Origin of the sequence: Nioella sp. (assembly GCF_965215655.1) — a bacterium.
In the GTDB taxonomy this organism is placed as follows: domain Bacteria; phylum Pseudomonadota; class Alphaproteobacteria; order Rhodobacterales; family Rhodobacteraceae; genus Nioella.
This window is the reverse complement of record NZ_OZ244111.1, coordinates 2,926,364-2,952,135: the sequence shown is the minus strand read 5'-3', so window position 1 is coordinate 2,952,135 and position 25,772 is coordinate 2,926,364. Positions and strand designations below refer to the sequence as shown.

The 25,772-nt window shown below is 64.5% G+C and carries 25 protein-coding genes and 1 tRNA gene; 10 read left to right on the top strand and 16 right to left on the bottom strand.

Features of this window, described 5'->3' with window-relative positions; genetic code table 11:
- Positions 1-35: 35 nt before the first annotated feature.
- From ACOOEX_RS14660 to ACOOEX_RS14630, 7 genes are read right to left on the bottom strand one after another with little or no spacing between them, the layout of a single operon-like run.
- Complete coding sequence (locus ACOOEX_RS14660) at positions 36-1,295, bottom strand: ABC transporter substrate-binding protein (protein WP_420395518.1); 1,260 nt, start codon at positions 1,293-1,295, stop codon at positions 36-38.
- A 7-nt stretch (positions 1,296-1,302) separates the two neighbouring features.
- Complete coding sequence (locus tag ACOOEX_RS14655) at positions 1,303-2,280, bottom strand: branched-chain amino acid ABC transporter permease (protein ID WP_420395517.1); 978 nt, start codon at positions 2,278-2,280, stop codon at positions 1,303-1,305.
- Complete coding sequence (locus tag ACOOEX_RS14650) at positions 2,277-3,191, bottom strand: branched-chain amino acid ABC transporter permease (RefSeq protein ID WP_420395516.1); 915 nt, start codon at positions 3,189-3,191, stop codon at positions 2,277-2,279. Before ACOOEX_RS14650 ends, ACOOEX_RS14655 begins: the two co-directional genes overlap by 4 nt.
- Positions 3,188-3,910, bottom strand: coding sequence for an ABC transporter ATP-binding protein (locus ACOOEX_RS14645; protein WP_420395515.1), 723 nt, complete (start codon positions 3,908-3,910; stop codon positions 3,188-3,190). Before ACOOEX_RS14645 ends, ACOOEX_RS14650 begins: the two co-directional genes overlap by 4 nt.
- Positions 3,907-4,674, bottom strand: a complete 768-nt coding sequence (locus tag ACOOEX_RS14640; RefSeq protein WP_420395514.1) for an ABC transporter ATP-binding protein — start codon at positions 4,672-4,674, stop codon at positions 3,907-3,909. Before ACOOEX_RS14640 ends, ACOOEX_RS14645 begins: the two co-directional genes overlap by 4 nt.
- Positions 4,671-5,744 carry an aldo/keto reductase gene (locus ACOOEX_RS14635; protein WP_420395513.1) on the bottom strand — a complete coding sequence of 358 codons (1,074 nt, stop codon included), beginning with the start codon at positions 5,742-5,744 and terminating at the stop codon, positions 4,671-4,673. Before ACOOEX_RS14635 ends, ACOOEX_RS14640 begins: the two co-directional genes overlap by 4 nt.
- A complete protein-coding gene (locus tag ACOOEX_RS14630; protein ID WP_420395512.1) occupies positions 5,741-6,115 on the bottom strand; it encodes a TIGR04076 family protein in 375 nt (124 codons plus the stop codon). The genes ACOOEX_RS14635 and ACOOEX_RS14630 overlap by 4 nt, the downstream gene beginning before the upstream one ends.
- A gap of 82 nt (positions 6,116-6,197) precedes the next feature.
- Between ACOOEX_RS14630 and ACOOEX_RS14625 the strand changes: the two genes are divergently transcribed.
- Positions 6,198-6,851: a GntR family transcriptional regulator gene (locus ACOOEX_RS14625; RefSeq protein ID WP_420395511.1), complete on the top strand. Its 654-nt coding sequence runs from the start codon at positions 6,198-6,200 to the stop codon at positions 6,849-6,851.
- A gap of 4 nt (positions 6,852-6,855) precedes the next feature.
- Positions 6,856-8,313, top strand: coding sequence for an aldo/keto reductase (locus tag ACOOEX_RS14620; RefSeq protein WP_420395510.1), 1,458 nt, complete (start codon positions 6,856-6,858; stop codon positions 8,311-8,313).
- A 104-nt stretch (positions 8,314-8,417) separates the two neighbouring features.
- Here ACOOEX_RS14620 and ACOOEX_RS14615 read toward each other — a convergent pair whose 3' ends face one another.
- The 7 genes from ACOOEX_RS14615 to ACOOEX_RS14585 form a co-directional block, all read right to left on the bottom strand.
- Positions 8,418-8,954, bottom strand: coding sequence for a hypothetical protein (locus ACOOEX_RS14615; RefSeq protein ID WP_420395509.1), 537 nt, complete (start codon positions 8,952-8,954; stop codon positions 8,418-8,420).
- Complete coding sequence (locus tag ACOOEX_RS14610; protein ID WP_420395508.1) at positions 8,947-11,790, bottom strand: 2Fe-2S iron-sulfur cluster-binding protein; 2,844 nt, start codon at positions 11,788-11,790, stop codon at positions 8,947-8,949. The genes ACOOEX_RS14615 and ACOOEX_RS14610 overlap by 8 nt, the downstream gene beginning before the upstream one ends.
- A complete protein-coding gene (locus tag ACOOEX_RS14605; RefSeq protein ID WP_420395507.1) occupies positions 11,787-12,053 on the bottom strand; it encodes a sarcosine oxidase subunit delta in 267 nt (88 codons plus the stop codon). The genes ACOOEX_RS14610 and ACOOEX_RS14605 overlap by 4 nt, the downstream gene beginning before the upstream one ends.
- Positions 12,054-12,065: 12 nt before the next feature.
- Positions 12,066-13,316, bottom strand: a complete 1,251-nt coding sequence (locus tag ACOOEX_RS14600; RefSeq protein ID WP_420395506.1) for a sarcosine oxidase subunit beta family protein — start codon at positions 13,314-13,316, stop codon at positions 12,066-12,068.
- Complete coding sequence (locus ACOOEX_RS14595) at positions 13,313-13,990, bottom strand: TetR/AcrR family transcriptional regulator (RefSeq protein WP_420395505.1); 678 nt, start codon at positions 13,988-13,990, stop codon at positions 13,313-13,315. The genes ACOOEX_RS14600 and ACOOEX_RS14595 overlap by 4 nt, the downstream gene beginning before the upstream one ends.
- Positions 13,991-14,052: 62 nt before the next feature.
- Positions 14,053-15,603 (bottom strand): trimethylamine methyltransferase family protein, encoded by a 1,551-nt coding sequence (locus ACOOEX_RS14590; RefSeq protein WP_420395504.1) that lies wholly within the window; start codon positions 15,601-15,603, stop codon positions 14,053-14,055.
- Positions 15,600-18,017 (bottom strand): GcvT family protein, encoded by a 2,418-nt coding sequence (locus ACOOEX_RS14585; RefSeq protein ID WP_420395503.1) that lies wholly within the window; start codon positions 18,015-18,017, stop codon positions 15,600-15,602. Before ACOOEX_RS14585 ends, ACOOEX_RS14590 begins: the two co-directional genes overlap by 4 nt.
- Positions 18,018-18,268: 251 nt before the next feature.
- Here ACOOEX_RS14585 and ACOOEX_RS14580 point away from each other — a divergent pair, with 251 nt between their 5' ends.
- Positions 18,269-19,891 carry an ABC transporter substrate-binding protein gene (locus tag ACOOEX_RS14580; RefSeq protein ID WP_420395502.1) on the top strand — a complete coding sequence of 541 codons (1,623 nt, stop codon included), beginning with the start codon at positions 18,269-18,271 and terminating at the stop codon, positions 19,889-19,891.
- Between the two features lie 208 nt (positions 19,892-20,099).
- Complete coding sequence (locus ACOOEX_RS14575; protein WP_420395501.1) at positions 20,100-20,513, top strand: hypothetical protein; 414 nt, start codon at positions 20,100-20,102, stop codon at positions 20,511-20,513.
- Positions 20,514-20,652: 139 nt separating this feature from the next.
- Here the strand turns inward: ACOOEX_RS14575 and ACOOEX_RS14570 are convergent.
- A tRNA-Thr gene (locus tag ACOOEX_RS14570) sits at positions 20,653-20,727 on the bottom strand.
- A gap of 91 nt (positions 20,728-20,818) precedes the next feature.
- Here ACOOEX_RS14570 and ACOOEX_RS14565 point away from each other — a divergent pair.
- From ACOOEX_RS14565 to ACOOEX_RS14550, 4 genes are read left to right on the top strand one after another with little or no spacing between them, the layout of a single operon-like run.
- Complete coding sequence (locus ACOOEX_RS14565) at positions 20,819-20,992, top strand: hypothetical protein (RefSeq protein WP_169829066.1); 174 nt, start codon at positions 20,819-20,821, stop codon at positions 20,990-20,992.
- A gap of 36 nt (positions 20,993-21,028) precedes the next feature.
- Entirely contained in the window at positions 21,029-22,300 is a 1,272-nt protein-coding gene (gene murA / locus ACOOEX_RS14560) for a UDP-N-acetylglucosamine 1-carboxyvinyltransferase (protein ID WP_420395500.1), read from the top strand.
- Positions 22,287-22,763: a DUF2948 family protein gene (locus tag ACOOEX_RS14555; protein WP_420395499.1), complete on the top strand. Its 477-nt coding sequence runs from the start codon at positions 22,287-22,289 to the stop codon at positions 22,761-22,763. Before murA ends, ACOOEX_RS14555 begins: the two co-directional genes overlap by 14 nt.
- On the top strand, positions 22,760-23,257 hold the full coding sequence (locus ACOOEX_RS14550) for a GNAT family N-acetyltransferase (RefSeq protein ID WP_420395498.1): 498 nt from the start codon (positions 22,760-22,762) through the stop codon (positions 23,255-23,257). The genes ACOOEX_RS14555 and ACOOEX_RS14550 overlap by 4 nt, the downstream gene beginning before the upstream one ends.
- Before the next feature lie 35 nt (positions 23,258-23,292).
- Here the strand turns inward: ACOOEX_RS14550 and ACOOEX_RS14545 are convergent, their stop codons facing one another.
- Positions 23,293-23,697 (bottom strand): c-type cytochrome, encoded by a 405-nt coding sequence (locus ACOOEX_RS14545; RefSeq protein ID WP_420395497.1) that lies wholly within the window; start codon positions 23,695-23,697, stop codon positions 23,293-23,295.
- A gap of 275 nt (positions 23,698-23,972) precedes the next feature.
- On the opposite strand from ACOOEX_RS14545, the gene hisD reads away from it, so the two are divergent.
- Positions 23,973-25,286: a histidinol dehydrogenase gene (gene hisD / locus ACOOEX_RS14540; protein WP_420395496.1), complete on the top strand. Its 1,314-nt coding sequence runs from the start codon at positions 23,973-23,975 to the stop codon at positions 25,284-25,286.
- Positions 25,283-25,765, top strand: coding sequence for a UPF0262 family protein (locus ACOOEX_RS14535; protein WP_420395495.1), 483 nt, complete (start codon positions 25,283-25,285; stop codon positions 25,763-25,765). Before hisD ends, ACOOEX_RS14535 begins: the two co-directional genes overlap by 4 nt.
- The last annotated feature ends 7 nt before the right edge of the window (positions 25,766-25,772 follow it).

The window sequence follows — 25,772 nt, the reverse complement described above, 5'->3', positions numbered from 1 at the left end:
TGCGCCCGGCCCCGCGATGGGGCCGGGCAGGGGGGTCAGTTGATCGACGCCATGAAGCCAGAGACCTCTTCCAGCGAGATGTAGCGCTGTTCAGCCATGCCGCTGTCATCGAAGACCCAGGATACGGCGGGGGCCGACACGTTGCCGTTGGCATCGAAGGTCACCGCGCCGGTTGCGCCCTGATAGGACACGGACCCGCCCTCGGACAGGATCGCCATGGCCTGGGCAAATCCTTCGACCGTGGCGGGGATCGCCTCGCCATCGGGGTCGGTCACACGCGGCACCTGTGCCGCAATCTCGGTGCCCGTCGCGTCGCGGCCTGCCGCGTGGTAGGCCAGTAGCGCGATGGCTGCCGCGTCAAAGCTGTTGGACAGGCCCGGTCCGCTCGGGGCGGACCCGAAATGCGCGGCATAGGCATCGACGAAGGCCTCGGCGCTTGGCACGCGCGGGCTGGAGGTGTCGGTGCCGACAAAATCACCGAGATTGGCCAGGCCGACCGTCGTGCGGAAATCGTCGGAGCGCAGCGAGTTCGCCCCGATCATGACCGACGTGCCGCCAAGGCCAAGCCATTCCCGCACGAAGGAAATCCCCTCGGTCGGATAGAGCGCCAGATAGAGCGCGCCGGGCTGGTCGCGCAGGGCCTGCGTGGCTTCGGCGCGATAGCTTGGCTGCGCGTCGTTCAGAGCGATGGAGGCATGCACCTCGATCCCCACAGCCTCGAACGCGGCGGCGGCCATGCGGCCGATATCCTGACCCCAGTCGTCATTCTTGTAGACAACCGTGATGCTTTCGATCCCCGCGTCGCGGGCCAGCATCGCGGCCACGGCGGCCTGAACATCCGCCGTGGCAAAGGTGCGGAACCACAGCCCGCGCGCTTCACCCGAGGCGGCGATTTCCGTCAGGCGGGTCGAGGACGAGCAGCACGACATCTGCATGACGCCCGCAGGCGCGGTGACAGAGGTCAGGATCGGAATGGTGATGCCCGAGGATACGGTGCCGATCAGCAGTTGCACCTGGTCGATATCGACCAGTGCCCGCGCCGCGTCGACGCCGACACGACCGTCGTTCTGGTCGTCGCGCAGGATCATGTTGACCTCGCAGCCATCGACGCCGCCGGCCTCGTTGATCATCTCGCCGACCCAAAGGGCGGTTTCCGCGATCGGGCGGCCCCAGTCGACCGAGGTCGGGTAAAGCGTGCCGACATTCACGCTGCAATCCTGCGCCAGTGCGGCGCCGGTTTGAAGGCCGATTGCCAGCGCCGAGGCACCGGCCAGTCCGAGAATATGTCGTTTCATGGTCAGTTTACTCCTTGTTGGATGTGGGTGCAGCCTTGCCGGCCGTCGTGTTTCGGGGGTTGGATATGCGTTCCGGCAGCAGCCCCTCTGGCCGCCAGAGCAACATGGAAACGATCAGGGTGCCAATGAGGATGTACTGGATCGAGCCCGCGTCAAGCTGCATCGACTCGGGCACAAGCCGGGTCAGGGCAAAGCCGCTGAGCGTCCAGGCCCCCCAGATCAGCACCGCGCCAAGCACCGCACCCCGATTGTTGCCCGCGCCGCCAACGATCAGCATGGCCCAGATCTGGAAGGTCAGGATCGGCAGCAGGTCCTGGGGGCTGACGAAGGCGGTGTAGGAGACATATAGCCCGCCACCCGCGCCCATGATTGCCGCACCGATGACCAGCGACCACAGGCGCAGCCGCGTCGGGCTCTTGCCCAGCGCGCGGGCGGCGGTCTCATCCTCGCGGATCGCACGCAGGGCGCGGCCGAAGGGCGAATGCACCAGCCGCTCGATGCCCCACCAGACCAGGGCGAGAACGGCCAGCACGATCAGCAGGAAGACGACCCCAAAGAGGAAGTTGCTCTCGATCACCGCTTCGAACGGGCGTGGAAAGCCGCGCATGCCGCGCGCGCCTCCGGTCAGCCATTGGGAATTGCGGGCCAGCGATTCCAGCGCCACGGCCACGCCAAAGGTGGAAATGGCCAGATAGTCGTGCCTCAGCCGCAGCGTCAGCAGTCCCACCACCCAGGCCAGCGCCGCCGCCAGCAGGATGCCGCCGCCAAGCGCCACCAGATAGGGCAGACCGAATCCGCCGAACTGGCCAGGCTCGGCAGGCCCGCCAAGTATCATCGTGCCATAGGCCCCGGCCCCGAAGAAAGCGACCACGCCGCCATTGAACAGCCCCGTATACCCCCATTGCAGATTCAGCCCGAGGGTGATGATAGCCATGATCCCGGCCATGGTCAGGAAGAACGTCAGGTAGGACACCACGCCGATCATCGTTGATCCTCCCCGAAAAGGCCCTGTGGGCGCACCAGCAGCACCGCCAGAATGATGAGAAACGGCATCGCCGGAGCGTAACCCGAAGGCAACAACAGCAGCGCAAGGCCAGAGGCGATGCCGACAATGAAGCCCCCCAGAACCGCGCCGTAGACACTGCCGATGCCGCCCACGATGGTGGCCGCAAAGACCGGTAGCAGGAAGACCGGCCCGATCATCGGGTTCAGCTGGTTGGTCAGCGCATAAAGTGTGCCCGCCGCCGCCGACAGACTGCCCGCGATGATCCAGACCGCCGCGATGACGGTTGTCAGGCGCACCCCGGCAACCTGCGCCAGAGCCGGGTTTTCCGCCACCGCGCGCAGGGCGAAGCCGAAGGTGGTGCGGGTCAGAACCAGGTGCAGGGCCAGCATCAGGACCAGCGCCAGCACCAGCACGAAGACCTGATCGGGCTTGATCAGGATCAGCGGATCGAAGCTGAGGATGGTCGCGCGGGCGATCTCCTGCGAATAGAGCTGCGCGTGATGGCCGAAGATCAGCACGATCACGTTGCGGACGATCAGCGCCACGCCGAAACTGGCGAAGACCATCGACAGCGGGTCCGCCTTCTGCCGGATGCGGCGGAACACCAGCCAGTCGATCACCACGGCAGAAAGCCCCGTCAGCACCATGGCGATGACCATGGATAGAACCAGCGCGCCGGTCAGGGTCAGGGGCGCGAAGGCCTCGTCCAGTACCGGTACCAGCGCGGAAAACAACCGGTCAAAGACCAGCGCCGCATAGGCGCCGATGGCCAGCAGTTCCGAATAGGCGAAATTCGCGAAGCGCAGCATATGCATGATCAGGGTCAGCCCGATCGCGCCAAGCGAAATGATTGCGCCGGTCAGAATGCCGTCAAGAATGCTCTGGATCATGACGCCACCATGCGTTTGCCCCCCAGATAGATCTCGCCCACCACCGGATCGGCCGCGATCTGCGCCGCGGGCCCGTCGATCTGGTTGCGGCCTTCGGCGAGGATGTAGCAGTGGTCGGCCACGCGCAGCGCCTGCTTCACGTTCTGCTCGACCAGCAGCACCGTCACGCCCTGTTCCGTCAGGCCGCGCGTCAGGTCCAGCACCTCGCCCGCGATCTTGGGCGATAGCCCGGCAGAGGGCTCGTCGAGCAGGATCACGGAAGGCCGGTTCGCCAGCGCCATGGCCACGGCTAGCATCTGCCGTTGCCCGCCTGATAGAGCGCCCGCGCGGTCGCCCCGCTTGTCGCGCAGGGCGGGGAACAGATCGTATAGCTCCTCCAGCCGTGCGGTGCGGTCCGTGGACTTGCGCAAGACCAGCATCAGGTTCTCGCGGATCGTCAGGTGGCGGAAGATGTTGTCGGTCTGCGGCACATAGGCCAGCCCATGTGACCCCATCAGGTCCGGGCGCAGCCCGGTGATGTCGGTCTCGCCCAGCATCACGCGCCCGCCGCTGACCGGCACCAATCCCGCAATCGCCTTGATGAGCGTTGATTTCCCGGCCCCGTTCGGGCCGATGATGACAGTCAGTTTGGCATGTTCCGCCGTCAGGTCCACATTGCGCAGGATCGGCAGATCGCGGACATAGCCCGCCTCCAGCTGTTCGATGCGCAGCGCGGTCATGCGGGTGCCCCCAGATAGGCGTCCAGAAGCTCCGGGTTCACGCGAGCCTCCTCTGCGGTGCCCTGGAACATCACCTTGCCTTCGGCCAGTGCGATCACCGGATCGCAGTGGCGCATGACGAAATCCATGTCGTGTTCGATCACAACGAAGGTCACGCCGCGCCGGTTCAACTGCTCGATCCGGTCGATCAGGATATTGGTCAGTGACGGGTTAACGCCTGCCGCCGGTTCGTCGAGCAGGATGACCGAGGGATCGCCCATCAGCGCACGGCCAAGCTCCAGCAGTTTCATCTGCCCGCCCGAGATCTTGCCAGCCGGATGATCGGCAAGGTGGGAAAGCGTCACGAAATCGAGAATCTCCTCTGCCTTCGCGCGCAGCATGCGTTCCTGTTCGGCCACGCGGCCCCGGCGAAAGAGCGCACCGGATACCGTTTCACCCACCTGCGCGGGCGGGGCCAGCATCAGGTTGTCCAGCACGCTCATCCGCCGGAAGGGGCGCGGGATCTGGAAGGTGCGGGCAAGGCCGAGCGCGAACAGTGCCTCCGACGGTTTGCCGGTGATGTCCTGCCCGTTCAGGGTCACGCTGCCGCTGGAGGGCTTCAGGCTGCCCGCGACCATGTTGAACAGCGTCGTCTTGCCCGCGCCATTGGGGCCGATCAGCCCCGTGATGCTGCCCTTGCGAATGTCCAGCGTCACCCCGTCCACGGCCCGGAAGGGGCCGAAATCGCGGGTCAGCCCGGCAAGGGACAGGGCCGCGTCGGTCATGATCCATGCACCTTGTCGGCGGGGTTGGTGTTGAGGTTGTATTTCATGATCCGGCCATGGCGGCTGCTGCGGTCTCCTTCCAGCCCGTAAACGGGGCCGTTCGGGCCGCTGGCCTGAGCCAGAACGGCGTCGATCTTCGCCCGGTCCTCTGCATCCAGCTGGAAGCCGAACACTTCCAGCGTCTTGGGCAGGTGGCGGGCATAGCGCGCGCCGACGATGGCGGCGGCGACCTGCGGCTGGTCCAGCACCCAACGGGTTGCGACCGAAGACAGCGCCACCCCGTGCTTGTCCCCGATGGCCTGAAGCGTCTGCAACAGGGCCTGGAACAGATCCCATGGTCCGAATTCGTCGATGATCAGCCGGTACTTCACAAGGCTGCGGTTCTCGAACTCAAAGCCCGGATCGGGCTGGCCGAGCCAGTTTTCGGTCAGGAACCCGCCCGCCAGCGTGCCATAGGCCAGGATCTGCACATTACGCCGCGCGCCCCAGTCGCTGAAAGCCCCGGCAGGCCGGCGGTCCAGCACCGAATACTGCACCTGCGCCGAGACCACGTCGAACCCCGCGTCGCAGAACCTGTCCATCACCGACGTGTTCCAGTTCGTCGCGCCCAGATTGGCGATCTTGCCCTTCTTCTGACAGTCCCTCAGCACGTCGAGCGCCTCGACCGCGTTGCCGATGGACATGTCCCACCAGTAGAACTGCACCAGCGGGATGCGCTCGATCTGCAAGCGTTTCAGTGAGCGGTCGACGATGGCCTCCACCTCGTCGGGGCGGATATCGGCCAGCCGCCCCAGATCGGGCACCAATTTCGTATGCACCATCACGCGGTCGGCTACCTCCGCCCCCCGCCGGTTGCGCACATCCGCAATGAAATGGCCGATCATCTCTTCGACGCCGGTATAGATGTCGGCGCAGTCGAAGGTGGTGATCCCGGCATCCAGGAACGCCTCCATATCCGCGATGGCCTGCTTGCGCCGCACCTCGCCATGATCGCCAGCCAGCTGCCAGCCGCCCTTGATCACGCGCGAAATGCGATGCCCGGGGCGCAGCTCGGTTGTTTCGACCGTCAATTCTCTGCCCCCTTCCAGTAAGGGTCGCCCCGCTGGTCCGGCAGGCCGGTTGTTTCCGCGTGCGAATACCAGCGCTTGCCCTCGCGGATGATGCGGAAACGCCCGCCGCAATGGGGATCGGGGCAGGCGACCTCGGCGTCGGTGCTCATCCAGTCATCTTCGTCGGTCAGGCGCTGCTTGGCGGGCAGCAGCGGCAGAAGGGCCGCCAGCGCATACATGGACAGCTTGTGCGGCTGGTCGAAAAGGAGGTTTTCGCCGATCACGCGAAAGGACTCCCCTTCCACGTGGCGGCACACCGGCGCGCGACCGTCCAGCACGGTATCGACCCGCAAGTCATAGAGCCAGAACCCCCGCTCCCCGTCCTTTTCCATCGTCCCGCCTTTCCGGTCTTGCCGTGTGATCTGCGATCTGTGATATTTAATCACAAGTATTCACCGATTCTGTCAAGCGCCCATGTCTGCACCCGCCATTGCCCCGCTCGATCCCACGAAGTTGCGTGAAAACGCCTATTTCGCCTTGCGCGATGCCTTTACCCGCGGGGCCTTCGCGCCCGGCGATGTGCTGACCCTGCGGGATCTGGCGGCACAACTGGGCGTGTCGATGACCCCCGTCAGGGAAGCGGTGCGCCGCCTGGTGGCGGAAGGGGCGCTGGTTGACACGCCCACGCGCAAGCTGATGGTGCCCGCCTTTGATGCGCGCCGGGCGGGCGATCTGATGGCGGCGCGGCTGGCGATGGAGGCTCTTGCGCTCGATCAGTCGATGGACCGGATGACAGAGGCCGATCTCGCGGCGCTCGATGCGATCCTCGCGCGGGTGCCCGACACGCCGGGAAACATGCCGGATCTGGTCACGAACCACGAGTTTCACTTCACTCTCTACCGCATTGGCGGGTCCGAGGTGCTGCTGCCCATCGTCGAGGCGCTGTGGCTGCAATACGGCGCCTATCTCAACCTGATCATCAATCGCCCGGCTGCTTCCGAGATCGAGGAGCATGTGCATCACTTCGAACTGATGGATGCGCTGCGCCGTGGGGATCGGGACGTCGCCCATGCCGCGCTCAAGGCCGATATCACCCGGTCCTTCAATTTCCTTCTGCCCCCGGAGTGACCCCATGCCCGATCGTCCCGACCGCCTGCATCTGTCCGACAGGCTGGAAATCTCACGCGTCCTGACCGGGCTTTGGCAGGTGGCGGATATCGAGAAGGACGGGGCGATCATCGACCCTGATACCGGGGCGGATTGGCTGGCGGCCTATGCCGATCAGGGTTTCGACAGCTTCGACATGGCCGACCATTATGGCAGTTCCGAAATCATCGCAGGGCATCTTTTGGCGCGGGGCGGCGCGCCCCGTCCGCTGGCCTTCACAAAATGGTGCCCCGTCCCCGGCCCGATGACGGCCGAGGTGGTGCGGGCAGGGGTGGAGGAACGGTTGCAGCGCCTGAATGTTGAGCGGATCGACCTGCTGCAATTCCACTGGTGGACCTTCGAACACCCCGAATGGCTCGACGCGCTGCACGAACTGGCGCGGCTGCGAGAGGAAGGGCTGATTGCAGAGCTTGGCGTGACCAATTTCGATGCGGCTCACCTCAATCTTGCCCTCTCCGATGGTGTCCCGATCCTGACCAATCAGGTCAGCTTCTCGCTGATCGACCGGCGCGCGGCAGGCGATCTGGCCGAGGTCTGCGACCGGCATGGGGCGTGGCTTTTGGGTTATGGAACGCTTAACGGCGGGTTCCTCTCCGACAAGTGGTTGGGCAAGCCCGAGCCAGAGCAGATTTCCGACTGGTCGAAGATGAAATATCACCGTTTCATCCAGACCGCCGGTGGATGGGACGCATTTCAGTCCGTTCTGGGCGCGGCTGCCAATGTGGCGCGCAAGCATGGTGTGTCGATCTCGAACGTGGCCACGCGCTGGGTGCTGGAACAGGCCCGTGTTGCGGGGGTGATCATCGGCGCACGGTTGGGCGAGGCGGTGCATACGGAAGACAACCTGCGGCTCTTCTCCTTCGCGTTGGATGACGAGGATCGCGCGGTTCTGGACGCGGCCTTCGCGGAAACGACGCCTATTCCAGGCGACTGCGGCGACGAATACCGCAAACCGCCTTTCCTGACCGCTTCTGGCGACCTGTCCCATCATCTCGATGCGATCCCCAGTCCCTTCGCCCCGCAGCCCGCAGGCGGATCGGCCACGCGGGTTCTGACCGGCTCCTACTGGGAAGACGAGGCCGGCTATTGCCGGGCGCAACGCGTCGGGGATCGGGTTCTTGTCTCCGGCACCACGGCGATTGCGGGGCTCGACCGGCCCGTCGCCCCGCAGGATGCAGGCGCGCAGACCACCTATATCCTCGACAGGATCATCGCAGCCGTGATCTCGCTTGGCGGGCGGGTAGAGGATATCGCGCGCACGCGGATCTACATCACCGATGAGGTGGACGTTCTGGCAATCTCCCGCGCGCATGGCCGTGTCTTCGGCGACATCAAACCCGCCAACACGTTGGTCCGGGTCGCCGGTCTGATCGGCGATCACCGGGTCGAGATCGAGGCCGAGGCGATCCTCAACCGGAGATAGGACCACGGGCGGACCGAAAAAGCGGCGGGCGGCGATGCGCCGGGCTGGGGGGCTATCAGGAAGCGCCCAAGCCAGCGGCGCGAGGCGACAAAGAAACTGCCGGATCACGTCGGGGAGGAGGGATCACCTGTCGTTGCCCCTGCCAGCCGAGCCAGCAAGGACCAGAGCGCCGCCCCATCGGGCGACTGGACCCGGATCATCAGACGGTTGCCGCTGCGCGTGACATGAGCGCCAAGACCGCCGAACAGCGTTGTGGCCGATGGCGAGCTGCCATCAAGCGGCGTTGCGGTGCAGGCGGCGGCAATTTCTTCGGCGCGAGGGCCCTCCAGCGAGATGAGGGTATAGAGATCATCGGCAAGACTGATCGCATAGGACCCGTGCCAGCCGGGCACAACGTCCAGCGGCGCGTCCGTGACCAGCAACGCCCTGTCCCGCGCGATGCGGATCGCGTGCGGCCCCTCCGGTGCCGGTGCCCCGCAGCCCAGAACGGGGGCCCCTTGCACCAGTGCCGAGAGCGCAGCATCCAGATCGCCAGAGATCATAAGCGCCCCTCCGGGGGCGATGCAGGTGACCGAGAGACCGGGATACTCCGCCACCTGTCCCGGTTCCGGGCTCGGATTGGACCAGCGACGTTCATCCATTCAGCCGCCCTCCTTCCGGGTCGAATGCACAGGCGGGGGTGACCTGCACGGATCGCGTTGCCCCCAGGTGGAATGCGGTCAGCGCCTCGCCCATCCGGGAACCACCCGCTTCCAACAGGGCCAGCGCGATCGGGCGTTTGAGCGTCGGGCTGACATAGCTGGAGGTCACGAACCCGAGCGACCGGCGCGGGCCATCGCTGGCCACCAGATGCGCCCCCACAGGCAGCGGGTCTGGGCCGTCTGCGACCAGACCGACAAGCTGTCGCCGATCATCGCGGTTTGCCTCGGGGGTGAAGAGCGACCGTCGGCCGAAATACTCATCCTTGCGCTTGTCGCGCGGGCCGCCCCAGCCCAGATCATGGGGCATAGTCAGCCCGTCGGTGTCCTTGCCGACAAGGATGAAGCCCTTTTCCGCGCGCAGGATCATCACCGATTCCAATCCGATCCAAAGACCTTTGTGGGTCGCGCGCACAGCGTCCAGCCGGGCGTGCAGATCGGCGCCATGGCGGGCGGGCACCGAGATTTCATAGCTCAGATCGCCGGTGAAGCTGACCCGCGCCACGCGGACAGGCTGGTTGTTCCAGAGCCCTTCCGCCACACCCATATGCGGCAGCGCCAGCATCCGGTCGGGCAGCCCCGCCGCATGGGCCAGATCGCCCGCGCGCGGGCCGGTGAGTGTGATCGTCACCCAGTTCGCGGTGACGTCGTGGATATAACTGCGGCGCGGATCGAACCGGTCCTGCCGCGCCTCTTCGAGGATCATGCGCACGCTGGACACGTGGCTGGACGAGGCCGAGACGATGAAGCGATCCTCCGCCAGCCGGAACACCACCCCGTCATCATGCACGATCCCGGTTTCCGACAGCATGAAGCCATAACGCGCGCGGCCCGGCTTCAGGGTCGACATTCGAATATAGCCGCAGAAATCCAGCAGCTCCGCCGCGCCCGGCCCGATCACCTCGATCTTGCCAAGGGGCGAGGCATCGTAAAGCCCGACCGTGTCGCGTGCGGCCTTGGCCTCGGCCTGCGCCAGCGTGGATTCCTCGCCGTCCCCATAGACCGAGGGGCGCAGCCAGCCGCCGTATTCGCGGAACCGGGCGCGATGCGTTCGATGCGCCGGTTCCAGCGTCAGTCTTTTGACCGGGTTGAACAATTCCCCGCGCCTCAGCCCTGCTATGGTTTTCAGCGGCACCGGTGTGAAAGGCGGGCGATAGGTGGTCGTGCCGGTTTCGGGGATCGACAGCCCGGTGATCGCCGACATCGCCGCCAGCCCGGCGAAATTGGCGCTGCGGCCCTGATCGGTCGCCATGCCGAGCGTGGTGTAGCGCTTGAGATGCTCGACCGAGCGATAGCCCTCCTGCGCGGCGAGCTTCACATCCTTCAGCGTCACATCGTTCTGCGGGTCGAGCCATTGACGGCCTTTCAACTTCGGGTCGGGCCGCATCGGGATAAGTCCCCAATCGCCCGTGGTCGCCGCGCGCGGCGCAGGCCCAGTGCCGCCCCCGGCCCGGTGGCCCTCCTCCAGCGCACGTTGCAGCCCGAACCCCCCGTTCGCGGCCCCTGCCACGGCCATGCTGCACGTCCCCGGTCGCGGCACCAGCGCATCCACCCCGGTGTTCCAGTCGAGCTTGCCACCCGCCTGACACCACAGATGGACCGAGGGCGTGTAGCCGCCCGAAACCAGAACCGTATCGGCATCCACATGGCCGCCTTCGACGACCGCACCGCCGACCTCGCGCCGACCCTTGGCCTTTGTCAGCCACACGCCGCGCAGCAACTCCACCCCTTCGGGCGCGGCGGGGCCATCCGCCCGTGCATCGGCCAGCGTCACCCGCGCGCCCGCCTCTGCCATGGCCGCCGCGACCGGGTAGCTTGCATCATTGCCGGTGGCCAGCACGATCCGCTTACCGGCCACAGCCCCGTAAAGCCGAAGGTAATGCAGCGCCGCCTCGGCCGACATCACGCCGGGCAGGTCGTTATTGGCGAACCATAGGGGCCGTTCGATGGCACCGGCGGCAAGCACGACCTGATCGGCCCGGATGCGCCAGTGCCGGTCCGGCTGGTCCTCCCGCCGCTGCCATGCCGCGAAAAGCCCGTGATCGAACGCACCCCAGAGCGTCGTGTCCGTCATCACCCGGCCCCCGGCGGCCTCGACCGCCGTCACCGTATCGCGGGCAAACTCCCGCCAGTCGCCGCCGTCGATCTGCCCGCCGCGCCAGCGCAAGCTGCCGCCGACCTCACCGGCCTCGTCGACCAGCCAGACCGCACGCCCTTGACCCGCAGCGGCCCTCGCTGCCGTCAGACCGGCAGGTCCCGCTCCGATCACCAGCAGGTCGCAACGCGCGTTCATCGGCACCGCATCCGCCGCCGGATGGTGCCCCGGATCGACCCGACCAAGCCCGGCCATGCGGCGGATCATCGGCTCCCATCGCATCCAGCCCATGGCCATGAAGGTCTTGTAGTAGAACCCTGCGGGCAGGAACCGATGTGCAAGGTCCATGATCCCGAACCGGTCGCGCGCCGCATCTGGGGCCGCGTTGACCGAGGCCAGCGCCATGCCCTCCCGCAGCCGCATCTGCGTGGCCCGCACATTGGGCGTGACCCCGTCCGGCCCCGTCACGTCGAGGATCGCATTGGGCTCCTCGCCCCCCATCCCCCACAGCCCACGCGGGCGGTGATACTTGAAACTGCGACCGAGGACGCGGGGGCCGGAGGCCAGCAAAGCAGAGGCCAGCGTATCGCCCTCGAAACCGGTCAGGGGTTGCCCGTCGAATGTAAACCCGATCGGCTTGTCGCGGTCGATTCTGCCGCCAGAGGGAAGCCGCCAGCCGCTCATTCGTCCCTCCCCGGCAGAGCCGTCACGGTTGTGATTTCCCGCGTGACCGTTTCACGGGTCATAACGAAGAACTCGCCGCAGGTCGCGTGCACCCAGACCTCTCGCGCCGCCCCCTTGGGCGCGTCGTTCAGGTAGAGGTAATCGGCCCAGTCTGCATCGCTGACCACCTCGGCCGGTTCCGGGCGGTGCTTGCCTGCCTCAGCGGCGAAGTGAAATTCGGTTTCCTCGCGCGGGCCGCAGAAGGGACAGGTGAAAAGCTGCATGATCGGTCCCCCCTAATGCGAAATCCCGGCACCTGCGGCCTCGTCTATGAGACGCCCGCGCGCAAACCGGTCCAGATCGAAGGGGCGGCTGATCTCGTGGTGCTGGCCCGTCGCCATCAAATGCGCCAGCAGCCAGCCCCCGGCAGGGATCGCCTTGAACCCGCCGGAGCCCCAGCCGCAGTTGATGTAGAGCCCCTCCGGCCCCACCGGGCCGATCACGGGCGAGCTGTCTGGGACCACGTCCACCACCCCCGCCCATTGGCGCAGCAGTTTCAGTTGCCCGAAGGCCGGGAACATCTCCAGCAGGCCGGAAATCACGACCTCCTGCGCGGGCAGGTTGCCCTTCTGCCCATGGGTCGGCACCCGGTCGAGCCCGCCGCCGAAGACCAGTTCGCCCTTGTCGGACTGGCTGACATAGGTGCCGGTGCCGAGATACAGCAGCACCGTGTCGAGGCAGGGCTTCACCGGTTCGGATACGAAGGCCTGCAACGCATAGGTGTGGATGGGCAGGCGCACGCTCGCCTCGGCCACGATGCCCGGAGTCGCGCCAGCGGCGGCCACGCCCACCCGATCCGCGCGGATGGTGCCAAGGCTGGTCTCCACACCGGTGATGCGCCCGCCCTCAATCAACAGGCGCTCCACTGCGCAATTCTCGATGATATCGACGCCCCGATCCGACGCCCCCCGCGCATAGCCCCAGGCCACCGCGTCATGGCGCGCGATCCCGGCGCGGCCCTGCCAGATGCCGCCCATGCATTTATAGCGCGCGTCAGCGGTCTGGTTCAGGAGAGGAATGCGCTGCAAAGCCTCTTCCGCGCCCATCAACTCCCCATCTACGCCGTTCAGCCTCATAGCATTGGCGATGCGCGCGCAGATCTCCATCTGGGCGGGGGTATGGGCCGCGATCAGCATGCCGCGCTGCGAGAGCATGACGTTATAATTCAGCTCCTGCGAGAGGCCTTCGTAGAGCCTCAGCGCCAGATCGTAGAGCGCCACGCTTTCGGGGTAGAAGTAATTCGAGCGAACGGCCGTGGTGTTCCGCCCGGTATTGCCGCCCCCGATCCATCCCCGTTCCAGCACCGCGACCCGGCGCATTCCGTGGTTTCTGGCGAGGTAATAGGCCGTGGCCAGCCCATGCCCGCCACCGCCGATAATGATCGCGTCATAGGCCGGTTTGGGCCGCGCCTTGCGCCAGGCGGGTTGCCAGCCTCTGTGGCCTCGCAGCCCCTCGCGCAGCAGGGAAAAGGCGGAATAGCGGATCATGACAGGGAGCGCTCCGGCGTCGGATCGGCGAAGGACAGCGCGAAGCGCGTGAACTCCTCGACCTCCTCCGCGCTCGGGTGCACGCCGGTGAAGCAGTAGAGGTAGCCCGCCACGCGCGTCAGACGTTCTTCCAGCGTCTCGGCCAGTTCCAGCGCGTAATAGCCAAGCTGCTGGTAATAGAGCACGCGGGCGCGAATATCGGCCTCGGCGGGGTCGTAGCCGTGGTGCGTGAACATCTCGGCAATCGCGGCATGGCGTGCGGTGTCGGAGCGGTCGATCACGCGGCGCACCTTGCCATCCCGCCGCGCCCATTCGCGCACCGCGAAATCGAGCTGATGATTGAACCCGTCGGGATCGACAATGCAGCGGAAGAAGTTGTTGACCGCAGCCGTGATCGTCTTGGCGGGCATCCGGCAATGGGCGACCATGATGCCGGTATTGGTGCGTTCCCATTCGGCGAGAAGCTGGTTCAACAGGTCCTGACGGCTTTTGAAATACCAGTAGAAGCTGGAGCGCGAGACCTCCAGCCGATTGCCGATGGTCAGAACCTTCACGCTGTCCACCCCGTCGCTGATCAGGATGTCGCGGGCGACATTCAGCCAATCCTCGCGCGTCACCTTGGTATGGGCGACGGGACGGGGTTCATGGGGGGTGGTCCGTGGCTTCTCGGTCAATGGTCTGGTCCGTTTGTGCGTTTGCCTGAGGCTATCGCGCGGTATGGGGAATTGCGAGGGGGCTAGCTGACCGGTGGTGCGCCACCTTCGGCGGTTCGGCGGGTGATGAAGGCATCCAATGCGGCAACACGCTCCTGGGTTGCGCAGGTCGGGGGCTGGTGATCTTCGACGATCTTCTGCCAGACATCCGTGGCCCGGGTGTTCGCGTCCCGCGATCCGCGTTCGGTGAAGGTACCGAAATTCGACCAGTCGGCAACGAGCGGCTCGTAGAAGGCCGTGGCGTATCGCTCCATCGTATGGGCGCAGCCGAAGAAATGACCGCCCGGTTGCACCTCGGCCAGCGCGTCCCAGGCGATATCCGCATCCCCGGCGGGCGTGCCGCTACAGAGTTCGGCGATGACCTGCACGGCCTCCATGTCGGTGATGAGCTTTTCCATCGAGACGGACAGCCCCCCCTCGATCCAGCCCGCCGCGTGGATGACGACCGTCGCGCCCGCCAGCACCGCGCCCCAGAGGCTCATCTGCGTTTCATGAGCAGCTTGCGCGTCGTTCACATTGGCCGCGCAGCCCGCCGCGTTGCGCCAGGGCAGACCGAGGTGGCGCGCCATCTGGCCTGACAGAAGGCTTGCCTTGACCTGTTCGGGCGTGCCGAAGGCGGGCGCGCCGGATTTCATATCGACGTTGGAGGCAAAGGCCCCGTACATCACCGGCGCGCCGGGGCGTGCAAGCTGCGTCAGGGTGATCGCGGCCATCGCCTCCGCATGGCTCAGCGTCACCGCGCCCGCCACAGTGACCGGGGCCATCGCCCCCATCAGGCAGAAGGGCGTGACGATCGCGGGCTGGCCGTGGCGGGCAAAGTCGATCAGCCCCTGTGCCATGGGAATGTCGATCTGGCGCGGGGAATTGGTGTTGATGATGGTGTAGCAATGCGGCTGGGTCAGGAATTCCTCATCCGACAGGCCCCGGAAGTCCCGCAATATCTCAAAACAATCGAGCGCCTGCGGCGTGCCGCGCGAAAAGACGAAGGGGATCTTGTCCGACAGGGTCAGTTGTGTGCGGGTGAACGCATAATGGCGTAGCGAAACGTCCACGTCCTGCGGCTCCACCCCGGGCGACAGCATCTGGATCGCGTCGAAATGCTGGACGATCTTGGTCAGTTCGATCACATCCGACAGCGCCCCCGGCCTGCGACCGCGCAGCCGGTCGGTCACGTTCGGCGCCCCCGCGCCGGATTGGAAGCTGAGGGTGCCAAGCTCCATTTGCAGATCGCGGTCCCGCGTTGCGCCATGCAGGCGGAAGCTGCGCGGGGCCGAGGCCAGCGCCGCCTCGACCATGTCGCGCCCGATGAAGACCATCTCGCTGGCCTCGTCGACCCGCGCACCGCCCGCCTTGTAGATCGCCCGCGCCTCGGGCAGCAGCACCTTGACGCCAAGCTCCTCCAGTACCCGCAGGGCGGTCTGATGGATGGCCTCCACCCGGTCTTCGCTGACGGCAGGGACCGCCGGGAAGGGGTTTTTCAGCAGGCGATACTGGGGGATACGCCCCACAGGCGCGCCCGCCTCGCCGCCTCGCCGCCGTTTCCGCCGACCACCGGTTTCGACCAGTCCAGTCATGACCTTGCCCTTTGCCCGCGCATCGCGCCGCCCACCGGATCATAGGGCGATGGTGCGATGACCGTCGCCTTGCACGCCTGCCCGACGATATGAACGGACAGATCTGTGCCCTCTGCCGCCGCGGCCCGATCCACCATCGCCAGCGCCAGGGATTTCCCGACCGTGTGGCCATAGCCGCCGGAGGTGACGAAGCCCACGCGCCGGCCATCCTGCCACACCGGTTCATAGCCGCTGGCATCCGCGTCGGTCGCGTCGACCTCCAGCGTGACGATCACCTGTCGGGCCCCCGCGTCGCGCTCTGCCAGAGCCGCCGTGCGGCCGACGAAATCTCGCTTGTCCCAGGCGATCCAGCGATCCATGCCGGTCATGCCCGGCGTGTAGCCTTGGGTGAACTCCGCCGACCAGATGCCGAAGCTCTTCTCCAACCGCAGGCTAAGCAGAGCATTGAACCCGACCTCGCGCAGCCCGAGCCCGTCGCCCGCCTCCAGCAAGGCCCGGCGCAGCGCGATGTGATCGGCGGCGGAACAGTGGATCTCGTACCCAAGCTCCCCCGCAACAGAGAGCCGCCCGATCTTCGCCCGCACCAACCCGACATCGAAATGTCCACAGCCCATGAAGGGCAACTCGGCAATCGGCCCGTCGGTCAGCCGTTCCAGCACCTTCAGACTGTTGGGACCGGAGAGCGAGAAGCCGACCGTCGCGTCAGAGATATCGGCCACGTTCACATCCGTGCCTATGTGATCGGCGAACCAGCGCATGTGCCATTCGCGCAGGTAGTAGCTGCCCATGATCCACCAAGTGCCGTCGCCCCAGTTGAACACTGTGAGGTCGCCCTTCAGCTTGCCCGTTTCGCTCAGCATCGGGGCCAGCCGAGCGCGGCCGGGTGCCGGCAGTTTCGACGCCATGATGTGATCAAGCCAGGCTTCGGCCCCCGGTCCCGTTACCTCGAAGCGTGAGAAGGCCGATATGTCCAGCAAGCCAGCGGCTTCGCGCACTGCGCGGCATTCCTCGGCCACGATGGGGAAGGCGTTGGAGCGTTTGAGGGTTGGCGTTTCCTCGAACCCGTCCGGCGCAAAGTAGAGCGGCAGTTCCAACCCGTAGCTTGCCCCCCATCGTGCCCCCGCTGCCGTCATCGCGTCATGGGCCGGGGCCATTTTCAACGGACGGCCCGCAGGCAGTTGCTCGTTCGGATAGGTCATCACGAACCGGCGGGTGTAGAACTGGCCGGTGGTTTCCCGGATAAAGCGTTTGTTCTGCGCATAGTCGCCGAAGCGCGCCACATCCATGCCGAAGACATCGGCCTCCGGCTCACCATGAATCATCCATTCCGCCAGCGATTTCCCGACGCCGCCGCCCTGAAGGAAGCCCGCCATCACGCCACAGGCGCACCAGTAGCCCGGTTTGCCACGCACCGGTCCGACCAGCGGGTTGCCATCGGGCGCGAAGGTGAACGCTCCGTTGACCCATGTCTTGATGCCGACATTCTGCAAGACGGGATAGCGTTCAAATCCGAGGATCAGTTCTTTCTCGATCCGGTCGGGGTCTTCCTGCTGAAGCTCGAACCCGTATTCCCAGGGCGCGCCATCCATCATCCAATGCTGGTGATCGATCTCGTAAATGCCCAGCAACATGCCTTTCTGGTCCTGCCGCATATAGGTGAAGCCTTCGAGATCGACCGTCAGCGGCATCTCCTTTTCCAGCGCGGCCACTTCCGGGATCGTGTCGGAGATGAGGTAGTGGTGATTGAGGGGCGAGACGGGCAGCTCGATCCCCGCCATGCGGCCGACCTGCTTGGCCCAGAGACCGGCAGCATTGACGACATGTTCCGTATGGATCGTGCCCTTTTCGGTGACGACGTCCCATCCGTCCCCGGTCTGCACCAGTTCCAGAACGCGGTTGTGCTCGATTACCTCGCCGCCGTATTTGCGGGCCGCGCCGGCATAGGCATGCACCGTGCCCGTCGTATCGACATAGCCTTCGCGGTCGGCATACATGCCACCCAGAATGCCATGGGTCGACATCAGGGGATTCAGCTCTCCGGCTTCCTCGGCAGAGATCAGGTGAACATCGTCGATCCCGATGGACTGAAAGGTGCGATAGGCCGATTGCAGCCATTCCCACCGGTCGGGCGTGCCAGCCAGCGTCATGCCGCCGGTCATGTGCATTCCAACCGATTGGCCCGATTCCTTCTCGATTTCGGTAAGCAGGTCGATGGTATAGGCCTGCAGCGCGGCAATATTCGGGTCCGCGTTCAGTGCGTGAAACCCCCCCGCCGCGTGCCAGCTGGACCCCGCCGTCAGTACTTTGCGCTCGATCAGGCAGACATCTTTCCAGCCGAATTTCGCGAGGTGGTAAAGTACCGAAGCCCCGACGACGCCACCGCCGATGATCACGGCCCTGTAGTGAGATTTCATCTTCTTCTCCCTTGCAGATATCGGCTGCCAAAACCGGTGCTCGTTTCTCTAGACAACACTGTCTAGATTCTTTCGTCAAGAGGTTTGCTCTTGCCGGAAAGTCAAACCAAGCCTGCAATAGTTTCCTGATTTATAACGGTTTTCCAAAGTGCCTCTGAAAGAGATTGACGGAATCGCAGGGATGGAAAATCCTATGGACAGTTGTGTCCACAGAATCACGGCACCCCGTTCAACAAGGGAGATCCCAGTCAATGACCCGCAAGACGCACCCCGTTGCAGCGCTCTACGCCCAAGAGTATGAGGCCGGACAGCTCAGTCGCCGCGAATTCCTGAGCCGCGCCACGATGCTCGGCGTATCGGCCACCGCAGCCTATTCGATGATCGGGCTGACCATGCCCGCCCCGGCCCATGCGCAAGCCATGCGGGGCGGGACCCTGCGGGTGAACATGGAAACGAAGGCGCTGAAGGATCCGCGCCTTTGGGACTGGACGGAATATGCCAACTTCTGCCGTGGCTGGCTGGACTACCTGACCCAGTTCAACCGGGACGGCACCGTTACCGGCGCGCTGTGCGAAAGCTGGGAGGCCAACGAGGATGCCACCCAATACACCCTGCATCTGCGACAGGGGGTCAGCTGGAACAATGGCGATCCCTTCACCGCGTCCGACGTGGCCTTCAACCTTGAACGCTGGGCCGACAGCACGGTCGAGGGCAATTCGATGGCCACCCGCGTCGGGGCCTTGCAGGATGCAGAGACCAACCAGCTCGCCGAAGGTGCGGTGGTGGTTGTCGATGACCACACCCTGCAGCTGAACCTGCAACGCCCGGACATCGCGATCATGGCGGCGTTGTCGGACTATCCGGCGGCTATTGTCCATACCAGCTACACCGGTGGCGATCCTTCGGAAAATCCCGTTGGAACAGGGGCCTACCTGCCCGTGCATAACGAGGTCGGCGTGCTGCAGGTGCTGGAGCGCAACCCGGATCATGATTACTGGCGCGAGGGCGGCTGGCTGGACCGGATCGAGTTCATCGACCTCGGCACCGACATGGCGGCGGTCCTCGCCTCGGCGGACGCAGCGGATATCGACCTGACCTACCGCACCGATTCCGACTATGTTGCGGCCTTCGATTCCATCGGCTGGACCTCGACGGAAGCCGTTACAGCCAACACGCTCGCGGTGCGGTTCAATCAGAACTCTGCCCCCTTCGACAATCGCGACGTGCGCCGGGCATTGCAGATGGCAGTGGACAATTCAACCATCCTGCAACTGGGCATTGGCGGCTTGGGCCTTCTTGGCGAGAACCACCATGTCTGCCCGATCCACCCGGAATATGCCGAACTTCCACCGCTTCAGGCCGATCCCGAAGGGGCCATGGCGCTGCTGACCGAAGCGGGCCACGCGGATACGGTGTTTGAACTGATCTCGCTTGACACCGAATGGCAGTCCAACACCTGCTCGGCTGTCGCGGCCCAGATGCGTGACGCGGGCATGACGGTGGAACGCCGCATCATGCCCGGCGCGACCTTCTGGAACGGTTGGACGGAATATCCGTTCTCGGCAACGGAATGGGGCCCCCGCCCGCTTGGCGTTCAGGTGCTGGCGCTGGCCTATAAATCGGGCGTGCCCTGGAATGAATCGGGTTTTGCGAATGCCGAGTTCGATGCGCTGCTCGATCAGGCCATGGCTGTGGCCGATGCCGACGCACGGCGAGAGATCATGACCCGGATTCAGCAGATCATGCAGGAAGAAGGCGTGATGATCCAGCCTTACTGGCGGTCGGTCTTCAACCACTCCAACGGGCGTTTCGCTAATGTCGACGTGCACCCGTTCTACGAGATTGCGGTACATGACATTCATATAATCGGCTGACCGACAGTCAGCCAAGAGATCGACCGGGCCGCGTTTCTGATGGCCCGGTCGTCTTGCTGCAAGACCAGGGCTGTGGCTGACCTATTCAGTGGATCGCGCCCTGAATTCCTGCCCGAGCTTCCATGTCCTGCAAGGGCTGCTCGAAACGTGTTAATATGATAGCTTTCCGACACGAGGCTTTCTGGCTTGCGGCCTCGGTGACAATGCTATGACGGTTGCATTGCCTCAAAGTCGTTCGGTTCCGATGGCAAGCTTGGAAGATGGCTTTGCAGAAATCCTCTGGAAGATGAGGCCTGCCCATGGGCTCTTCGATTTGGCAAAGGCCATGTTGCGGGACCTGTGGAACATGAACCTCGCTCCCGCACATAATGACAATAAGGCGCCAAGGAAGCAGTCCGAAGACCGTGGCCCGCAGGTTGAAATCATGCCGGGACAGATCGGTGAAGCAAACGGCGCGTCCGTTGTCAGTGGCTGTGAATTCAGAATCGAAAAGCTGGAACACGACAAGATCGTGCGTCAGGTGCGCATTGCAAATTCCATCGCACCAAAGGGACGGCTAGAGGAGAGAATTGTCCTCCCTGAAGCATCCATCAAGTCATTGAAGTATATGTATAAATTGTGAATTATTGCTTGCGCCGGACTATGCGCGGATCGGCAGTTTCGGAACTGCTGCGATATGGCCTGAATTAGGTGTATGGACCTCCCGAATAATCCTTCCCTTGTATAGATGCTCAGGGGGATTTCGGGCTCAAGAAGCGAGATGGTGCCGCAGGGGAGGATTGAACTCCCGACCTCGTCATTACCAATGACGCGCTCTACCACTGAGCTACTGCGGCCCGCTTCGTGTGGGCGGTGAATTAGACTCAATCGAAGCATGGTGCAAGGGCAATCTGGACCCTTTTTCGCCTTGGTAGTAAGGAAGGGGCCATGAGCACCGAGAAACCCCCAGTGAAAGCAGGGCAAACCGCCCCGAAAAAAGCGCCGCAAAGCCGCGAAGACCGGTTGAAAGCGGCGCTCAAGGCGAACATGGGCAGGCGCAAGGCGCAGGCGCGGGCACGGGCCGCGTCGGGGGCGGAGCAGGACAAGGGCCAGCCGGAATGACCGGACGGCCCCGGACATAATCAGAGAGGCAAGGCATTGGATCGGATCATCATCAAGGGCGGAAGCGAGCTGAACGGCGCGATTCCCATTGCGGGCGCCAAGAATGCCTGCCTCACGCTCATGCCTGCGACGCTGCTGAGCGAGGAACCGCTGACGCTGACCAATGCGCCGCGCCTGTCGGATATCCGCACCATGACGGAGCTTCTGCGCTCGCTTGGCGCGGAAGTCACGGCGATGAATGATGGCAAGGTCATCGCCATGTCCTCCCATGGGGCGGACAATCATATGGCGCATTATGACATCGTGCGGAAGATGCGCGCCTCGAACCTCGTGCTCGGCCCGCTTCTGGCGCGGCATGGTCAGGCCGAGGTGTCGCTGCCCGGCGGCTGTGCGATTGGCGCGCGGCCCATGGATATTCATATCACCGCGCTGGAGGCCCTGGGTGCCGAGATCGAACTGCGCGACGGCTATCTGCACGCCAAGGCCCCCGGCGGGCTGAAAGGCGCGGTGCATGAGCTGCGCTTTGCCAGCGTGGGGGCGACCGAAAACGTGGTGATGGCTGCGACCCTGGCCAAGGGAACCACGGTGCTGAAAAACGCTGCCCGCGAGCCTGAGATCGTCGATCTGGTCGAATGCCTGCGGGCCATGGGCGCGCAGATCGCGGGCGAGGGCACCTCCACCATCGAAATTCAGGGTGTCGATCGTCTGCATGGCGCGACCCATCCTGTTGTCACGGACCGGATCGAACTGGGCACCTACATGCTGGCCCCGGCGATTACCGGCGGCGAGGTGGAACTTCTGGGCGGCAAACTCAGCCTCGTGGAAAGCTTCACGGCGAAGCTCAATGAGGCGGGGATCGACGTCGAGGAGACTGCCAAGGGTCTGAAGGTGCGCCGCGCCAATGGGCGGGTGAAGGCCGTCGATGTGGTGACAGAGCCGTTCCCCGGCTTCCCCACCGACCTGCAGGCACAGATGATGGCGCTGATGTGCACGGCCGAGGGCACGTCTGTGCTGGAAGAGAAGATTTTCGAGAACCGCTTCATGCATGCCCCGGAACTGGTGCGGATGGGGGCACAGATTGACGTGCATGGCGGTCATGCCACGGTGACCGGGGTGGACCGTCTGCGCGGCGCGCCGGTGATGGCGACCGATCTGCGTGCGTCGGTGTCGCTGATCCTCGCGGCGCTGGCCGCCGAAGGTGAAACCGTGGTGAACCGGGTCTACCATCTCGACCGTGGATATGAGCGGGTGGAGGAGAAACTGCGCGCCTGCGGGGCACATATCGAACGGGTTCATGGCGATGGATGATGCACGGTTCGAAGATGGCGGCGAAGAGCCGCTGCGTCTGAAGGCGCTGGACAGCGACGATCTGAACGTTCTGTCGGCCCTCATTCAGGATGCCATCTTCCCGATCACCGAAATGACCTGGGACCGCAAGAAGCGCCGCTTTGCGCTGCTGGTGAACCGGTTTCGGTGGGAAGACGGGTCACGCATCCGTGAACATCCGCCGGAACGGGTGCAGGCGGTGCTGGTGATCGAGGACGCGCTGGCCGTGGCCTCGCAAGGCATCGACCGGGGTGACCCGGAAACCGTGCTGTCGCTTCTGGCGCTCGATTGGGCGGCGGGCGAGGATGGCACCGGGCGGATCACGCTGGTTCTGGCCGGGGATGGCGCGGTGGCGGTCGATGTGGAATGTATCGACGTCACCTTGCGCGATGTCACGCGCCCCTATGTGGCACCCTCGCGCAAGGTGCCGGATCACGGGGAATGAGCCTTTGGCCTCGGCAGCGGGTCCGCATCAGGCGGCTGCGCGCCGAAGATGCCACGCAGTGGCGTGACCTGCGGCTGGAAGCCTTGGCCAACCACCCGGAAGCCTTTGGGTCGACCCATGACGATTGGGCCAGTCGGCCCCTGTCCGACTTCGCGGATCGGTTGGAGCATGCCTGTATTCTCGGCGCGATCAAGGCGGAGAGTCTGGTGGGTTGCATGGCCCTTGATTCCGCGAGGGGGCGAGGAGAAATTACTGCCGTCTATGTGCGTCAGGACTGGCGGGGTAGGGGTGTCGCACGTGCGTTGCTGAAAGCACAGAAGCGGCTGGCTCAGCAGCAGGGCGTTTCGAAGCTTTACCTGACAGTCGCGGACAGCAATCGGCCAGCCATAAGATTCTACGAAAGGGCCGGGTTTCTCCGCTCGGAAGGGCCGTCACGCGCCTTGGCACGTGACGGCCAATTGCTCGATCTCATCACAATGACGATGGAATTGTAACGGGTGGGACACGAACCCATCACAAGCTGGTTAGATCATTGCTGGATCGAGGCAAGATACTCGGCAAGCTCCAATACCCGACCGCGCACGATAAGCTCTGCACCATAGGTGCCCGCAAGATCGGCGTCATCTGCGTATCGGTCGCCCCAGATCGGCATCTCAGAGCCATGACCACGCAAGCCGGACCGACCATCGATCATGTGAATCACCTGAAGCATCGGGAAGACGCCATCATTGTTCGCCGCGAGGGTCGTCAGATCGGGTGGCGCCACTGTCAGCAGATCAGAGAAGGGCGTGTTGCTGGTGCCATCGACACCGTGACAAGTCCCGCAAGATCGCATGTATTCCTGTTCTCCGACGGATTGTGCATAGGCACTGCACGCTCCGAGCGAAAACAGGGCAAGGGCGGCGAGACCGGCTTTCAGGGGTAGGTGGGTCATCTGATTTCCTCCATCTCAGATGGGTAACAGTTGACTTGTTTTACGATTGACTGAGTCACCAATTGCGATCATTTGCCTCTGTCGAACGGGATGCATTGATCTGCGTCAACGACGAACCGAGTTGGTCTGACCTATGGGCGGTGTTTCCTGTGCACCCCTAGCTTGCCCTGCGCGGTCAATCCCAGGCCACAGGCTCTGCCCCATGCGGCCAAGCAACGCTTGTCCCCCCTGCGCCTAAGCGATATCCCGTCCCGGCCAGTCAGGAGAGCCGCAAGATGCCCCAGTTCCTCAGCACCCGTGACGCCGATTTTGCCGAACGCTTCGAAGCGCTTTTGAACATGAAACGCGAGGACGCGCCCGAGGTCGATGACATCGTGGCAGGCATCATCGCGGATGTCAGGGCGCGCGGGGATGCGGCGGTGATCGAGCTGACCTCACGGTTCGACCGGATGGACCTGACGCCCGAGACGCTGGCCTTTACACAAGAGGAGATTGACGCCGCCATCGCCGAGGTGCCCGCAGCAGACCGCACGGCGCTGGAACTGGCGGCAGAACGCATCCGCGCCTATCACGTCCGCCAGATGCCAGAGGATGCGCGCTGGACCGACCCTGATGGCGCAACCCTTGGCTGGCGCTGGACGCCGGTGTCTGCCGCGGGCCTCTATGTGCCCGGTGGCCTCGCCTCTTACCCTTCGTCAGTCCTGATGAACGCGATCCCCGCGCAGGTCGCGGGGGTGGAACGGCTGGTCATCTGCGCGCCCACGCCAGACGCCAAGGCCAACCCGCTGGTGCTGCTGGCCGCGCGGCTCTCTGGCGTGGATACCGTCTACCGCATCGGCGGGGCACAGGCCGTGGCCGCCATGGCCTATGGTACCGGAACCATTCAGCCTGTCGACAAGATCACCGGCCCCGGCAATGCCTTCGTCGCCGCCGCCAAGCGCCGGGTTTTCGGCAAGGTCGGCATCGACATGATCGCGGGCCCTTCCGAGATTCTGGTGATCGCCGACAAGGACAATGACCCCGACTGGATCGCGCTCGACCTTCTCAGCCAGGCCGAGCATGATGAAAGCGCGCAATCCATCCTGATCACCGATGACGCTGCATTTGGGCGCGCCGTGGCCGAGGCGGTGGACATACGCCTTGAAACGCTCGATCGTCGCGCCATCGCCGGGGCCAGCTGGCGCGACTATGGCGCGGTGATCACAGTCGACACCCTCAGTGACGCGGCAAAGCTCTCAAACCGCGTCGCGCCCGAGCATCTGGAACTGTGCGTCGCCGACCCCGAGGCGCTGGCCGAAGAGATCACCCATGCCGGGGCGCTCTTCCTCGGTCAATGGACGCCCGAGGCCATCGGTGATTATGTGGGCGGCCCCAACCATGTGCTGCCCACGGCCAGATCCGCGCGGTTCTCCTCCGGCCTGTCGGTCATGGACTTCCTCAAGCGCACAACCATTGCCAAGATGACACCCGAGGCGCTGAAGGCCATCGGCCCGGCGGCGGAAACGCTTGCCAAATCCGAAAGCCTTGAGGCACATGGTCTTTCAGTACGGGCGCGGCTCGACCGATTGAATGAAGGGGCAGGGGAATGAGTACCGACATCTGTCATATCGAGATTGACGACAGTGGCCTGCCCGCGCCAACGCCCGAGATCGAACAGGAACGCAAGGTCGCCATCTTCGACCTGCTGGAAGACAACAGCTTCACCCTGCCAGAACGCGACGGGCGTGAGGTGCCTGCTGGTCCCTATCGTCTGGGTCTGGCGATCCGCGAACGGCGGCTGGTCTTCGACGTGGATACCGAGGCAGGCGAGGACGCGGCCGAGTTTCACCTGTCGCTGTCCCCGTTCCGGCAGGTGGTCAAGGATTACTGGCAGATCTGCGAAAGCTATTACGACGCGGTCAAGAAGCTGCCCCCCAGCCAGATCGAGGCGATCGACATGGCCCGCCGCGGCATCCACAACGAAGGCGCGCGCGTGCTTCAGGAACGGCTGGAAGGCAAGGCCGAGGTCGATCACGACACCGCGCGGCGCCTCTTCACCCTTGTCTGCGTTCTGCATTTCGGCGGGTGAGCGGCGT

Excerpts from the sequence above, each read along its gene's own strand:
- hisD (WP_420395496.1), top strand. The coding sequence starts at position 23,973 with ATGCCCCAGTTCCTCAGCACCCGTGACGCCGATTTTGCCGAACGCTTC.
- ACOOEX_RS14605 (WP_420395507.1), bottom strand. The coding sequence starts at position 12,053 with ATGCAGCTTTTCACCTGTCCCTTCTGCGGCCCGCGCGAGGAAACCGAA.
- ACOOEX_RS14645 (WP_420395515.1), bottom strand. The coding sequence starts at position 3,910 with ATGACCGCGCTGCGCATCGAACAGCTGGAGGCGGGCTATGTCCGCGAT.
- ACOOEX_RS14535 (WP_420395495.1), top strand. The coding sequence starts at position 25,283 with ATGAGTACCGACATCTGTCATATCGAGATTGACGACAGTGGCCTGCCC.
- ACOOEX_RS14600 (WP_420395506.1), bottom strand. The coding sequence starts at position 13,316 with ATGATCCGCTATTCCGCCTTTTCCCTGCTGCGCGAGGGGCTGCGAGGC.
- ACOOEX_RS14590 (WP_420395504.1), bottom strand. The coding sequence starts at position 15,603 with ATGACTGGACTGGTCGAAACCGGTGGTCGGCGGAAACGGCGGCGAGGC.
- ACOOEX_RS14585 (WP_420395503.1), bottom strand. The coding sequence starts at position 18,017 with ATGAAATCTCACTACAGGGCCGTGATCATCGGCGGTGGCGTCGTCGGG.
- ACOOEX_RS14545 (WP_420395497.1), bottom strand. The coding sequence starts at position 23,697 with ATGACCCACCTACCCCTGAAAGCCGGTCTCGCCGCCCTTGCCCTGTTT.
- ACOOEX_RS14610 (WP_420395508.1), bottom strand. The coding sequence starts at position 11,790 with ATGAGCGGCTGGCGGCTTCCCTCTGGCGGCAGAATCGACCGCGACAAG.
- ACOOEX_RS14640 (WP_420395514.1), bottom strand. The coding sequence starts at position 4,674 with ATGACCGACGCGGCCCTGTCCCTTGCCGGGCTGACCCGCGATTTCGGC.
- ACOOEX_RS14550 (WP_420395498.1), top strand. The coding sequence starts at position 22,760 with ATGAGCCTTTGGCCTCGGCAGCGGGTCCGCATCAGGCGGCTGCGCGCC.
- ACOOEX_RS14655 (WP_420395517.1), bottom strand. The coding sequence starts at position 2,280 with ATGATCGGCGTGGTGTCCTACCTGACGTTCTTCCTGACCATGGCCGGG.
- ACOOEX_RS14580 (WP_420395502.1), top strand. The coding sequence starts at position 18,269 with ATGACCCGCAAGACGCACCCCGTTGCAGCGCTCTACGCCCAAGAGTAT.
- ACOOEX_RS14650 (WP_420395516.1), bottom strand. The coding sequence starts at position 3,191 with ATGATCCAGAGCATTCTTGACGGCATTCTGACCGGCGCAATCATTTCG.
- ACOOEX_RS14555 (WP_420395499.1), top strand. The coding sequence starts at position 22,287 with ATGGCGATGGATGATGCACGGTTCGAAGATGGCGGCGAAGAGCCGCTG.
- ACOOEX_RS14620 (WP_420395510.1), top strand. The coding sequence starts at position 6,856 with ATGCCCGATCGTCCCGACCGCCTGCATCTGTCCGACAGGCTGGAAATC.
- ACOOEX_RS14625 (WP_420395511.1), top strand. The coding sequence starts at position 6,198 with ATGTCTGCACCCGCCATTGCCCCGCTCGATCCCACGAAGTTGCGTGAA.
- ACOOEX_RS14565 (WP_169829066.1), top strand. The coding sequence starts at position 20,819 with ATGAGCACCGAGAAACCCCCAGTGAAAGCAGGGCAAACCGCCCCGAAA.
- ACOOEX_RS14630 (WP_420395512.1), bottom strand. The coding sequence starts at position 6,115 with ATGGAAAAGGACGGGGAGCGGGGGTTCTGGCTCTATGACTTGCGGGTC.
- ACOOEX_RS14615 (WP_420395509.1), bottom strand. The coding sequence starts at position 8,954 with ATGGATGAACGTCGCTGGTCCAATCCGAGCCCGGAACCGGGACAGGTG.
- ACOOEX_RS14575 (WP_420395501.1), top strand. The coding sequence starts at position 20,100 with ATGACGGTTGCATTGCCTCAAAGTCGTTCGGTTCCGATGGCAAGCTTG.
- ACOOEX_RS14660 (WP_420395518.1), bottom strand. The coding sequence starts at position 1,295 with ATGAAACGACATATTCTCGGACTGGCCGGTGCCTCGGCGCTGGCAATC.